Annotated in this window: 6 protein-coding genes; all 6 read left to right on the top strand. The window is 43.6% G+C overall.

Going from position 1 to position 15,031, the window contains the following annotated elements; translation table 11 throughout:
• Positions 1-11: 11 nt before the first annotated feature.
• Positions 12-1,457, top strand: a complete 1,446-nt coding sequence (locus NYR53_RS23950; protein WP_261301651.1) for a glycosyl hydrolase family 28 protein — start codon at positions 12-14, stop codon at positions 1,455-1,457.
• Positions 1,458-1,515: 58 nt separating this feature from the next.
• Positions 1,516-3,906 carry a helix-turn-helix domain-containing protein gene (locus tag NYR53_RS23945; RefSeq protein ID WP_261301650.1) on the top strand — a complete coding sequence of 797 codons (2,391 nt, stop codon included), beginning with the start codon at positions 1,516-1,518 and terminating at the stop codon, positions 3,904-3,906.
• Positions 3,907-4,229: 323 nt separating this feature from the next.
• Positions 4,230-5,210, top strand: coding sequence for an ABC transporter permease (locus NYR53_RS23940; protein WP_261301649.1), 981 nt, complete (start codon positions 4,230-4,232; stop codon positions 5,208-5,210).
• A 16-nt stretch (positions 5,211-5,226) separates the two neighbouring features.
• Positions 5,227-6,111, top strand: coding sequence for a carbohydrate ABC transporter permease (locus NYR53_RS23935; RefSeq protein ID WP_261301648.1), 885 nt, complete (start codon positions 5,227-5,229; stop codon positions 6,109-6,111).
• A 54-nt stretch (positions 6,112-6,165) separates the two neighbouring features.
• Positions 6,166-7,800 carry an ABC transporter substrate-binding protein gene (locus NYR53_RS23930; protein ID WP_261301647.1) on the top strand — a complete coding sequence of 545 codons (1,635 nt, stop codon included), beginning with the start codon at positions 6,166-6,168 and terminating at the stop codon, positions 7,798-7,800.
• Positions 7,801-7,963: 163 nt separating this feature from the next.
• The gene (locus tag NYR53_RS23925) at positions 7,964-14,764 is read left to right on the top strand and encodes an OmpL47-type beta-barrel domain-containing protein (RefSeq protein ID WP_261301646.1); all 6,801 of its coding nucleotides are present in this window, start codon (positions 7,964-7,966) and stop codon (positions 14,762-14,764) included.
• Positions 14,765-15,031 lie beyond the last annotated feature (267 nt).

Below are 15,031 nucleotides of genomic sequence, written 5' to 3'. Positions count from 1 at the left end.
GGAAAAAATTGATGAGCTTTTTAAAGATTTGGGAGGCACCCGTAGGGGCGGTAGGCCGGGATGATTTTGAGGTTAGCGTCCGCATTCCAGGGGAGAGCTGGCAGCCACTCTTCGTATATGAAGCGAAGGTGGACATGCACAATGTCAGACAGGCCTCCATGGCCTATTTTGACATGGAAGGAACGGTGGAGGTACGGGTCGAGTGCCGGAAGGGACCTGTTCATCAAGCCGTTATCCGGCCACTCTCGAAGCAAATTCCATTCGAGGTGGAAGGAGAGGCTGTTACCTTCCGTTTGAATGAACCTTGTAAGCTGTCCATAGAAGTGAACGGGGACCGGTTTGGCAATCTTCATCTTTTCGCGAATGCTCCGGAGGAGAATCCGCCGGAACCGGACGCCTCGAACGTGCTGTTCCTGAAGCCTGCCATCCATCGGATGGCGGATATTCATCGGCTGGCGGGCAGCCCGAAGGAGCCCGGGGGAGCGGCGCCGGAAGTGATCTATTTCGGGCCGGGGATGCATTATCTGGAGGAGACGATCTTCCGCATTCCGTCCGGAAAAACGGTCTACATCGCCGGTGGCGCCATTGTTGTCGGGTCTCTGGTTTGTGATCATGTGCAGGATGTCACGATCCGTGGAAGAGGGATACTGTATTTGTCCGACTTCCACCGGTTTTCCGCTTTCCGGGGCGTCCGTATTATTTATTCGCACCATATTACGGTGGAAGGAATCGTACTGCTGGACCCGCCGCATTACAGCATTTATATCGGCAAGTCCGAGCATATCCGGATCCGCAACTTCAAATCCTTCAGCATGCGGGGATGGTGCGACGGCATCGACATGATGGCCAGCTCGCATATTGAGATCGAGGATGTGTTCCTGCGGACGTCCGACGATTGTATTGCCGTATACGGAAGCCGTTGGGATTATAAAGGGGATTCACGCTGCGTAAGTGTCAAAGACTCCGTCCTTTGGGCTGACGTAGCTCATGCGATGAATATCGGCGGACATGGGGACTACCGTCGGGGAGGCGACTTGATCGAGGATATCGAGTTCAGCAATATCGATATTTTGGAGCATCATGAGCCCCAGCCCGGTTATTGGGGGGCCATGAATATTAATGTCGGTGATAATAACACGGTGCGGAACGTCACCTATGACAACATCCGTGTGGAGGATTTTGAACTGGGCCAGCTGGTGGACATCCGTGTGGTGTGGAACGAGAAATATAACCCTGTCGCCGGTAAGCGTATTGAGAACATTCATTTCCGGAATGTGACCTATAATGGGAAAAATGAAAACAAAAACCGCATATACGGGTTTAACCAGGAACGGGCCGTGGAGGGAGTTACTTTCACGAATCTGCGGATAAACGGCGAGTGGATTCTGGATGCGGAGCAAGGACATTTTGACATCAACGAACACGCCCAAGGCATTCAGTTTCGTAAAGAATCCTGAATGTAACTTCACCAGTGATCTAAGCGGTTGGACCTTGGACGAATTGGGGGGCTGCAAAATGAAAGTAGATCGTGTAGGGGGCAGGCTAAAATCCCACTATAGAAGAAATTCTTTATTAATAAAAATCTTATCATCCTATATAGTTATTGTTATCGTTCTATTATCCGTTTTTTCCTTCGTATTATTTCGTGCTTACAGCAAAAAAAGTATAGAGCAAGTAAGTAATACCTCTAAAAATTTTATATCTCAATCTTATTATATTGCGGATCTGATGCTCATAAATGTTTACTATAATTTTTATCAGTTATTTGTCAATAGTTTGGATAGTGATCTTAATTATGGTTTGTATGTTAATAAATCAGATTTATTCGCCGATCAGGATGTATTAAAAAAACTCAAGCAATATGTGACGTCAAGTCCGCTTATTCGCTCCATTTATATTTATAATTCAAAGGCTGACAGAGTAATTTTCAGTATTTCTGAGCATGGGGAAGGGATTCAGACTACAACTGATTTTTTGGATCAAGATATAATCCATATACTGAGAAGTCCGAAAAAAATCGTTTCAGATGCATATTTTACAAGACAAGTGGATTATGTATTAGATAATAAAAATGTAAGCGAAAATTTCTTGACCTTGGTTCTTACAAACACTACAAATAATGGTGAAATTGAATCATCATTGGTCATTAATCTTAATCAAAGAATACTACAGCAGATGGTTACCAGTGGAAGAACCGGAGATCTTAATCAGGTATTGATTATGTACAAAAACGGTAATGTATTATCTCATGATGACACTTCTATGATCAATAAAAATCTTGCCAATGAAAGCTATACAAAACAAATACTGGAATCTAATGATGAAAAAGGAAGTTTTATAACGAAGATTAACGATAAGGAATCCCTTGTCAGCTATGTGAAAGCAACGCATTTAGGCTTGATATTTATAGGCATTGGTGAATATAGCAAGCTTTTATCGTCAGCATATTCTATGCAAAATACATTATTGATTTTAACCATTGTTTTTATATTTGCGGGGATCATTATAGCAGCCTTTTTTACATCAAGTATATATAATCCCTTTAGAAAATTGCTTCATGATATACAACTAAGAGTTAGGAATCAGAAAAAAAATTCAGTTCTTGATGTATACGATTATTTGAAACATACTTTCAATGAGCTGGCTGACGATGTTGATAAATACAGACTGGATTCAAGTAGATTATTGAATACGAAGAAGAAGACATTATTGGAGAAATTAGTTGAGGGGAATATTGACGAAAAAATCTACGACAAAGATTATTTGATGGAATACGGGGTAAGTTTTGACCATCCATTCTTCTTGACCCTTGTACTTAAAATGGATTCTTTTGAAAAAGTTCTTTCAGGTTCATGGTCGAAAGATGTAAGATTAGTTAGATTTGCTATTCTTAACATAGCAATTGAACTCTTTCGTGAAAAACAATGTAAGGTAGAGGGAATTGATAACGGACATGATTATGTAAGCATTATTTTAAATGTGAACAATGGAAATGACGAGATTATGAGTAAATTAATCGATACTACAAAGGAAATACAAGATAAAGTAAACAAATATTTGAAGATTTCTGTATCTGCGGGAATTGGTGATCTTGTAGAAGGAGTTAAATCTATTAGTGAATCCTTCCAGAATGCGCTGTCAGCTTCGAATTACCGAATTATATTCGGTAGAGAAGCAGTAATAAAATATGGTGATATAGCTGAACGAAATAATAATGATCTTCATGAATATCCGTATGAAATTGAGAAGAGATTGATCGAAGCCATAAAGGAACTCAATTTGAGAAAAATAGACACAAGCCTTCAAGAGTTTTTTGAAATGCTTGCATTATTTAGTGCCGATATCATACAAATAACCCTGTTGCAGCTGGCAGTGCTACTTACAAAGACACTAAGCAGTATAACCAAGACTAGTATTGAGAATGGAGAATACAGCATAAAGGTGCTGGTTTCCAAGATACAAACTTGCGAAACCTTGGAGGAAATACAACAGTATCTCTATTCACTCTGTTCCGAAGTTGTAGAGGCAAAAGGGAATGATTCTAAAGAAAATGTCAAAACAATGATTGTAAATAAAATGAAAGATTATGTTGGAAAGCATTATGACGGTGCCAATTTATCAACGGATACCGTTGCAGATTATGTAGAACTGTCTCGTAATTATGTCAGGTCTATTTTCAAAGAGATAACGGGTATATCATTGTCAGATTATATTACACAATACAGGATGACAGAAGCACAGAGACTTCTAATTGAAACGGATTATCCTGTCAGAAGGATTGCTGAATTGGTTGGGTATCCAGAGAATAGTAAACACTTCTTTACATTATTTAAAAAACATTTTGGCAGTACTCCGGAGAATTATAGAATTAGTATGCAAAATAATGTGAGTTCAAAAAGTGGGTGACGGACAGGAAACCGGGCCAAGAAGGCGAAAAATCTAAAGCAAGCGAATACTGTTGCCGCTCAGTTTCCCTGTCGGGAAATGAGCGGTTTTTTTCTTGCCAAGGAGCGGCAACAGAATACCTTCGCCAGAAACCGCCTGAGTTCAAAAAGCATCGGGAACCTTTTTAGTAGTATTTTGAACAGGTTCAAAAACCATCAAACCGGCATTTTGGCAAAACGAGAACTTGAACACTCCTAAACTCGGTATTAAAGTCAAAAGGGGAAAGGTGTTAGTCGATTTCTGGGGGATTCAAATCCAACTCATATATAAGGAGGACGATAAATGTGAATGTAGCTTTGAGCAATAATAAAGCAGACAGCGTAGTAATTAAGAAGAAGAAAAAGACCTTCCTATCAGAGATCAAACAAAATTTTTATCTGTACTTATTGGTTTTTCCAGGTATTTTATATTTTTTCATCTTTAAGTACCTGCCGATGGTAGGGATCGTTGTTGCTTTTCAAGACTTTAATATTATGAAAGGATTTTTTAAAAGTAAATTTGTCGGTCTGAAAAATTTTGAGTATTTCTTCACTTCAAAGGATTGGCTGATTGTAACCTGGAACACGGTGTATTTAAATCTATTATTTCTTATCACCGGTTTGTTTTTTTCTGTCCTTATTGCCATTGTTTTATCTGAAATCAGCTCCAAGTATTTCAAGAAAGTGACACAATCTGTTGTCATTCTGCCTAACTTTATATCTTGGACCTTGGTTTCCATGTTTGTTTTTGCATTGCTATCTACGGATGTAGGATTTATTAATTCCGTTTTAAAAGCGCTTGGTTTTATACAAGAAGGGCAGGAAATCAATTATTATTCAAATACGAATTTATGGGTCGGAATACTTATTGTTTTAAAAATATGGAAAGGGGCAGGCTTCGGTTCCGTTGTATATTTGGCGGCTATAGCAGGTATTGACCAGGAAATCTATGAAGCTGCCAAAATTGATGGAGCCAGCCGTATGCAGTGTATAACAAAGATCACTCTGCCGCAGCTTAGATCAACAGCGGTGCTATTGACCTTATTTGGCATCGGCGGTATATTCCACGGGGATTTAGGGATGATTTATGCCATCGTAGGCGATAACCCCAATTTATATGACACTACCGATGTCATTGACACTTATGTATTCAGAATGCTTAGGCAAATGAATGACTTCAGCATGACTACTGCGATCGGACTTTATCAATCACTTGTAGGTTTTGTCATCGTCTATATAACGAATTATTTTGCCAAGAAATATGATTCGGATTCAGCCATTTTTTAAAGGAAGGAGATAAAAAATGAAAACCAACCTGGAGAATAAAGTAATAGATTTATTTTCTTATCTTTTCATGGCTATATTTTCAATATTTTGCATTGTGCCTTTTATCCTTATTATATCAAGCTCCTTATCAGACGAAAAAGCTGTACAAAAGACCGGCTTTGTTCTTATTCCAAAAGAATTCTCGTTATTTGCTTACAAGGTCATATTTCAGGATAACGCAATATTCAACGCTTACAAGACAACGATCATTTTCACGGTTCTGGGTACAATCCTTTGCCTGATCCTTACCAGTGCTATGGCTTATGCCCTTTCTGTTAAAACTTTCACTCACAGAAACAAGATTGCTTTTTTCGTGTATTTTACGATGCTGTTTAACGGAGGTTTGATCCCTTCGTATCTTCTAACCGCCAAATATTTAGGCTTAAGAGACAATATCTTGGTTTATATTCTACCGGTGTTGATTAATCCGTTTAATATGTTTCTGTTAAGAAATTTCTTCAAGCAAATCCCGGATTCGCTGGCGGAGTCCGCCAAAATAGATGGAGCTAATGACATCTATATTTTATTTAAAATCATCCTTCCATTAGCAAAACCTGCATTGGCAACGATCGGGTTGTTTTATGGACTCGGTTTCTGGAACGAATGGTTTACAGCCACCCTTTATATTGACAGTAAAGACCTGTATTCTTTGCAATATATGATCATGAAGGTACTCAGAGAAGTGGACTTTATGAATCAAATGAATGAAATGCAAGGATTAGTTATGGCTAATTATATAGTTCCAGCCAATACAGCCAAAATGGCTACTGCCGTCGTCACTGTAGGTCCCATTATTTTTGTTTATCCATTTATACAAAAGTACTTTGTTAAGGGATTGGTAGTTGGAGCAGTTAAGGGCTAGACCCGCAAAAGCGGTTTAGTATATATGATTATTTATCATTGGGGAGGAAAAAACATGAACAAAAAGTTCTTGGTATTGCCGCTTGCTGCAACAATGCTTGCCGCTTCAATCGTTGGATGCAGCAAGGAATCAAGCAAGCCGGCTGAAAGCACTGCGCCTAAAGGCAATACGGCAGAAAGTACTGCATCCGCAAAAAAGAAGGACCCGGTTACGCTTAATATTCGTTTCTTCGGGACGGAAAACGGGCATTACCGCGCTGTCGATCCCGCCTTTAAAGAGTTTGAGAAACGGACGAAGGATACTCTTAATACGAACTTGAATGTGGTATGGACACCGCCTGCCGACTATGGTACCAAGCATCAATTGTGGATGACATCGGGAGAAGATGTCGACCTCTTTATCCCGTGGGAATTGAACAAATTCGCCAAAGACGGCGTATTGGCAGATTTGGGTAAATACTTTAACAACCCTCAATATCCCGGACTTCAGAAAGCATTTTCACCAGAATATATCAATGACAATAAAATCTTTGGCAAAACCTATGCCATTCCGATTACAAACACGTTTATGGATATGGAAGGCGTAATTTACAGAAAAGATTTATTAAAGAAGTACGGAATGAAGGATATCAGCAGTTATGACGATTTGTATAACTACCTTGAAAAAGTAAAAGAAAACGAAAAAGACATGGTACCATATGGTAACTACGGAAATACAGCTTTCTTTAAATTATTTACCGATATCAATGCACAACAGCTGGAGGGGAAAGTATTTCCATTTACCGGCATCGGAAATCCGAAGAAAAATTTCGTTTACGCTCAAATAGCCGATGATGGGAAATCCGTTGCAGGTGTGGCAGCTCTTGGAGATCCGGCATCGGAATGGGCGAACTTTAATCCCAAATACGGTCTGGATTATCTGATGAACGAGTTTAATCAAGCGAAGCGGTTTAACAAATTTATCCCGGCAGATACCTTAGCAAACCCGGGTGGACTAGCAGGTAAGGAAGAGTTAGTAGCTGCCGGATATGTAACAGTAGGTGGTTTCAAGGGAGCTGCAGACAAAATAAAGGCAAAGAATCCGAACGCTGAACTAGGTTTCTGGCCTATTTTTAAGAACAATCAAGAAATGAAACCAGGCACTCAATCTACGGATGGCAAGGCGTGGAACTTCATTGCCATACCTGCTTCTTCCAAGAAAATTGACAGAACCATGGAATTCCTGGATTGGATTTTCTCCAATCAGGAGAACAATGATTTATTTGCTTACGGTATAAAAGGTACAAACTGGGAGCCTGTAGGAACGAATCAGTGGAAGGTTCCGGATGGAGTCGATCCGGCGAAAAATTACGCTTTCCCCGGTTACCAGTTGACCTGGAATCCGACATTAAACAGAATCCCTGCCGGATTGCCGGAGCAAGTTCAAAAATATTATGAATATCAATTTAAACCGGATACATTTAAGAAAAATGTACTGGCCGGATTTACATTTGATCAAGAGCCTGTAAAAAGTGAATTTGCCAAATGTAACACCGTTATGGATAAGTATCTTCCATTTTTACTGTCCGGCTTCGGCGACGTGAATGAGAACTTGTCGAAGATGAATGCGGATTTGAAGGCTTCAGGTGTAGATAAAATTAAAGCAGAATTAACGAAACAAATTAACGCCTTCCTCGCTCAAAAGAAGTAATTTGAAGTGATTTAGGGACACCTATAGATTTTGGTAAATCAAATCTATAGGTGTTTTTATCCTATCCTAGATAGATGCCGGCTATGTGAATCTTATTTAATCAAACAAAGGAGGATTATTGAAAACGCTTTAATTTTCTAACAAAATGAAAGGATGATTATAGATGAAACAAAAGGGAAAAAGAGTGGCATCCCTTGTTACAGCCATTGTAATGATAGCACAGATGCTTTTAATCGCTTTGCCGGTTGCCGTTAAGGCAGATACAACGTCGGTCTTTACAGATTATCTGCCGCAGATCACTCAAGTAACCGATGATGCCGGGTTTATCCATCCCGGTGTAGGACAAACCAAGGAGCTTCTTGACAACGTTAGATCGAAGATAAGGGCAGGAGCACAACCTTGGACGTACTATTTTAATTCCATGGTGCTCCCGGCTCCTGAAGCTTCAAGGACGATTGGTTCAAGCAACAGCAGAGATGGTGTGACAGTACTCAGCGATAATTTTGACAGTCAGGGTATTGAAGGAAGGTTTATTGCAGATGGCCTAAAGGCATATACACAGGCGTTAATGTATTATATTACCGGTGATGACGTATACCGTGCCAATGCAATGATGATTATCCGCATTTGGGAACAGATGGATCCTGCGAAATATGCGTACTATACAGATGCGCATATTCACGCTGGAATACCTCTTAACCGAATGGTCATGGCGGCGGAGATTTTAAGGTATACAAGCACTCAAACAGCATCACTGGCTTGGACAGATCAAGATACTACGAAGTTTACCAACAATCTTATTGTTCCGGTAACGGAAACATTACTTCATAGTCAAAACCATTTTATGAACCAGCATAATTATCCGCTTTTGGGAGCCATGGCAGGTTATATTTTCACAGGCAATAGAGCCAGGTATAACGAAGCCGTGGAATGGTTTACCGTTAACCGTACAGCGAATGACCAAGGCTTCAACGGATCGATTAAGGCGCTGTTCCGGTGGGTAACGGAGGAGGAACAACCGGGAACGATCGTCGGGCAAGGAACGCCGGTAGAACCCCACGTTCAACATATGGAGATGGGAAGAGACCAAGCGCACGGCGGCGGCGATTTAACCAATGCAGCCATCATAACCCGTTTAATCCAAGCCCAGGGAACCAAAATTGATCCAGTGGACGGAACCCCGTCTACAGCGGACAATGCAGTAGATATCATGAAGTTTCTGAATAATCGGATTTTAGGGGCAGCCAACTATTTCTGGCAATTCATGCTCGGTTATGACACGCCATGGACACCGCAGGCATACGCCATTACCGGTGGCGACCCTGATAACATTGGTATGGGTGGATATATAAGAGATACCTATAATAGTATCTCAACTGGTTACAAGGGAAGATTTGGGACGGCTAACTTCTGGGATTTTTATTCCTATTATACGTATGTCAAACATCAGGATGTAGCCCAGATCGCGCCCAAATATTATGAAGCCTTTACGAAGAAACTGGTGCCATCTGTTGGCGGGTGGGAAAATAAGGATGCAGGAAATGATTTCTGGATCTATTTGCCACCGGAGGCGGAGGCTGACGCGGCGAAGTTTATTCCTCAGGATCAAACAAGCGGCACTACCTTGCATCTCGAGGATCGCTACGCGAGTCTTGACAACAATACGGCTACTATGCAAGAGGGCGATACCCGCTTCATCCGATTTAATGCAACGCAAGAAGGAAGTAAAATTGCTGTACTCAGTTTTGGAGGCGTTGCAGGTTCAGGTACGGGACCCTTTGGATTCAAGATTCGTACCAATGGCGTAAGCACATTGGATGCGCTAGGTTCGACCATTACCCTTCCGGATACGAAGGGGCAGTGGAAATATGTAGTGCTGGCCGGAGTCTTTGGCGATTTTGTCACTATGACGGTAAAAGGAACGCCGGGTGTTACTGTCGATCTTGACTCCGTTGATACGGCGGCAGGTACGAATCTGACACCGCCGGTATTCAAAGCAGGAAGCTCGGATTTGAAGATTTATACCTATGTAGGAGCGTCCGTGAATGTGGATTTGTCTGCTACGGATGCAAGCAGCACGGATGTGATTACGTATGAGCTTCAGAATAATTCCAAAGGGCTTCCGTTAGATACCCATACAGGCGCATTTACCTGGCAGCCTACAGAGGCCGGAAACTATTCCGTTGTCCTCGCGGCTACGGACGGCACTACCGTTTCAGCCAAAAATGTTAACATTTTCGTAAGCAGCGATCGCGCTTCTGCAGTACAAGCAATCACTGCGTCCTACGATGCAAACCAGGTTTACGTGCAAGCAACACTCAACAATTTCCAAATGGTTTATAACGACACAATCAGTAAGATCAACACGGCGTCCAATGTAGATTTCGATAAGCAGTTGCAAGCGCTAAGGGCTGCAACCGAAGGTCTGGCTGTAGTCACACCTTTAAACAATTTAGGAGGTATGCGTTGGTCCAAGGTTATAGCCTGGTCCTCTTGGGGTTCATGGGCCTCTGTTATGGACGACGGAGACTGGGAAACCGGCGGAGGGTGGGGGCTGGGGTCACCGCCGCATTTGTACCAATTGTTGGATTTCGGTCCCGATTATAAGGTTTCAGCTACCAAGTTTGGGTTCAAGAGCAATATTTTCGTAGATCGTCTCGCCAACTCCACGGTATATGGATCCAATGATAAAATGAACTGGACTCGCCTGACACCGGGAGTCACCCAGTATACGCAAGCTTTTCATACCATTGATGTGGATCCAGCTTACCAAAATGAAAAATACCGTTATATCAAATTGGAAATGATCAAACCGCTGCCCGATGTTCTTCATAATGGTGTGGTTAATATTTTGGAATTGAGAGATTTTGACATCTTTGGAACGCGTTGCGAAATTGGCAACAAGCTTCAATCGGTTTCCTTAAGTTCGGATCAGGCTCTTAACGGCAGGGCTGCACTGGGCAATACAATCAAAGTATCCGTCACGGCCAAAGAAGCGATCCAAAACGTAAAGGTTAAAATTCAAGGCCAGGATGCCACAGTCAGTACGACGGACAATATCAACTGGACGGCTACGGCAATTTTGACCGGAAAAGATCAAACCGGCGATGTGAAGGTTAGTGTCGATTATCAAAGGCAGGACGGAACGAACGGAGATACCTTGTATGGCACAACCGATGGTTCCAAGCTGTTCGTTGCCGATGATTCGGATTTGCTTACGAATCTGGCCAGCCTCGCCAATTTGGTTGGTTACAGCGCGGCAGATACGTTAACACAAGCGAATTATCTATTTGACAACAATGCAAGTACGATTTTCTCTGGAGCAGCGGGAAGCTACATGACCTTTGACTTCAGGGAAGGCAATTTTGTGACGCTTTCGAATGTAGAACTGCTTGCAAGACAAGATTCATTATATTCCCGAATAAGCGGTTCAGTCGTTCAGGGCTCCAACGATAATACGACGTGGAAGACTATCACCAATGGAGCGACATCTACCGCGGATTGGCAAATGTTGAACGTTAGCGATACGACAGGGTACCGTTATATCCGAATTTACAATCCTACGTGGAACGGCAATATGGCGGAAGTAAAATTCCATGGCGTTGTGAAGTCCCTGAGCAAGATCGCGTCGGCTTCCATCAGTTCGGCTCAGAGCGTGGTCAACAGGATTGTTCCAGGCAACACGGTCAAATTGGCCTTCACATCCAAAGAAGCGATCAATAACGTCAATGTCACGATTCAAGGCCAGGCCGCGACGGTTACATCTACGGACAATATCAATTGGACGGCCACTGCGACCTTGAATCAAGGTGTTGCAACAGGCACAGTAAATTTCGCCATTACTTACAACCAGCAGGATGGAGCAGTCGGATTCCCGATTCACACTACTACAGATAACTCCACGCTGTTCCTTGTAGACGAGTCGGATTTAATTAAAAATGTGACTAGTATCGCCAATTTAATTGACTCTACTTCAGGAAGAACAGCAGCGCAAACCTTGCAGGCGGTGAACTATTTGTTTGACAGCAATGCAAGCACGGGTTCCGATATCCGTATCGGAAGCAACAACTCCGGCTCCGGAAGCTACATCATCTTTGACTTCAAGGAAGGCAATCAAGCCACGCTTACGAGTGTAGAGCTGCTTGCAAGACAAGATCAATATTATGCGAGAATCAATGGTGCAGTGGTCCAAGGCTCCAACGATAATACGACCTGGACGACTCTCACCAATGCGGCGGTATCTACACAGAATTGGCAAACCCTTGCGGTCAGCAGTAAAGTACCGTACCGTTACATCAAAATTGTCAATCCAAATGCTTGGTTTGGAAATATGAATGAAGTGAGATTCCACGGAAAAGTTGAAAATCTGATCAGAATCCAATCGGCTTCGATCAGTTCGGCTCAAAGCATCATGAATAGGATCGTGCCCGGCAACACAGTAAAACTGGCAATTGTAGCCAAAGAGCCCATTAAAGACGTAAAAGTCGCGATTCAAGGCCAGGATGCAACTGTAACCTCCACAGACAATATCAACTGGACGGCTACAGCAACCTTGAATCAAGGCGTGGCAGCAGGGCCGGTGAAATTCACCATTAATTACAATAAACAAGACGGAACGGCAGGGTATCCGGCTACTCAAACAACAGACAACACTTCTCTTTACGTTGTTGATGAGTCGGATGTGATTAAAAATGTCACCAGCATCGCGAATTTTATAGATTCAACTTCAGGAAGAACTGCAGCATCGACCCTGATACAGGTGAATAATCTATTTGACAGCAATGCAAGCACGGGTTCGGATTTCCGTATTGGAAGCAACAACTCTGGTAACGGAAGCTACATTATCTTTGACTTTAAGGCTGGCAATCAAGCTACGCTTACGAGTGTAGAGCTGCTTGCAAGACAAGATCAATATTATACAAGAATCAATGGTGCAGTGATCCAAGGCTCCAACGATAATTCGACCTGGACGACTCTCACCAAAGCGGCGGTATCTACACAGAGTTGGCAAACCCTTGCGGTCAGCAGTAAAGTACCATACCGTTACATCAAAATTGTCAATCCAAATGCCTGGTTCGGCAACATGGCTGAAGTGAGATTCCACGGGGCAGTGAAACCGGCAGACGTGACGCCTCCGGTAACAACCGATAATGCGGCGCAGGGATCGGTCAAGTATAATGCGACGGTAACCCTCAGTGTCTATGATGATAGCTCCGGCGTTGCGGCAACCTACTACAAAGTAGACGGCGGCGCGCAGCAAACCGGGAACTCGGTTGTGTTGACTACCGAGGGAACGCATACGATCGTGTATTGGAGCGTAGACTGGGCAGGCAATGCGGAGCAGCCGCACACGGTTACCTTAAACATCGCCGATACTACTCCGCCTGTTGTGGCCGGCTTGTACGCAGATATTACAGTGCCGACCAACAAGGATGTTCATGTGTCCATCTTCTATCCGCTTGACGCAGCGGTGCAGGAGTACAAAGTTGGCGATAACGGCGTATGGACAGCGTACACTGTTCCTGTAACGGTTTCTGACAACACCACACTGTATGCAAGAAGTGCGGATGCAGCAGGCAATGTATCGGACGTAGCAAGCTACACGGTCAGCAACATTTACAAAACAGCACCTTCGGATGCCGTCTTCACAGCGGACGTTACAGATCCGACCAACGGCAATGTTACCTTGACGATCAGCTATCCGAACAACGTGACGGTCAAGGAATACAAAGTCGGGGATAGCGGAGCATGGACAGCGTATGCTTCTCCTGTTTCCGTAACTGACAATGCTACCGTTTATGCACAGAGCAAGGACTTTGTGGGGAATGTATCGGATGTGACCCACTATACCGTCAGCAATATCGACAGGCTGCCGCCTGCGGACGCCGTATTGTCCGCTGACATTACAACGCCGACGAACCAGGATGTGACCGTAACGGTCACTTATCCGAGCGATGCGGCGGTGAAGGAGTACAAGGTAGGCGAAACCGGCGTTTGGATCGCGTACGGAGCACCTGTGGTGATCTCCGAAAACAGCACGGTGTATGCAAGAAGTAAAGATGCTGCGGGTAACGTCTCGAACGTCACCCATTATGCGGTCGGCAATATCGACCGAATCCCGCCAACCGACGCAACCTTGGCGGTAGATACCAAGGCTCCGACCAACCAAAGTGTTACGGTAGCGGTTTACTATCCGGAAGATACGGCGGTGAAGGAGTACAAAGTTGGCGATAGCGGCATGTGGACAGCTTATACGGCTCCGGTTGTTGTCCAAAACAATGATACTGTATATGCAAGAGGAACGGACGCTGTAGGCAATGTATCGAATGTAACTAGCGCCGTTGTCAGCAACATTTGGAAGATTGCTCCTGTCACCACCGCAACGTTAAGTCCTGCTACACCTAACGGCAAGAACAGCTGGTACAAAACGGATGTTACGGTTAGCTTATCCGTATACGCCAGTGTATATGGAGGTACGGTGAAAACGGAATATCAAGTGAATGACGGTGCTTGGATCGTCTACACCGGTTCCATTCCTGCATTTGGCGATGGAGTTTATAAGCTGGGTTACCGCAGTACGGATCAAGCCGGAAACGTGGAACAACTCAAAACGATTGAGTTCAAAGTGGACAAAACAGCCCCGGTATTATCTGTCCAGTTGGATAAGACGATGATTTGGCCGCCGAATCATAAGATGGTGCCGATCAATGCCACTCTGCTTTCGAGCGACGACGGTTCAGGGGTCGAATCGGTGGTGTTGACCTCCATCACGAGCAATCTGCCGGATAGCGGCAGAGGCTGCGACATTCAGGCCAATTTCGGCACAGCCGCCACTACCTTCAGCGTGCGTGCGGAAAAAGGAAGCATCTACACCATCACGTACACGGCTACCGATAAAGCGGGCAACAAAACGGTAGTAACGGCAACCGTAACGGTGCCTCATGATCAATCCGGCATTCAGTAATTAGAACCATTCTATGGGAGGAAGGCATTTGCGCCTTCCTCCGATAAAATGTTCTTTGTTACTGATTATTTGCAAGATGATGCGGTGGATGACGCAAAATGAATCACGTACAGGAAATCCAAACGGGGCGTGATGTGGGGCATTCTTATGACGACGTTACAGGGTTGTCCACATTGGCGCAAACCATCATCGGCGCAGTGAAGGGCTGATCCCGCAGATAGGCTGAACTCGCTTCGGCGGTTTAGTATAGATTTACGACTAAAATAG

It is taken from the genome of Paenibacillus andongensis (assembly GCF_025369935.1).
Lineage (GTDB): Bacteria > Bacillota > Bacilli > Paenibacillales > NBRC-103111 > Paenibacillus_E > Paenibacillus_E andongensis.
The sequence above is the reverse complement of the archived record's forward strand: the minus strand, read 5'-3'. Positions and strand labels throughout refer to the sequence as shown.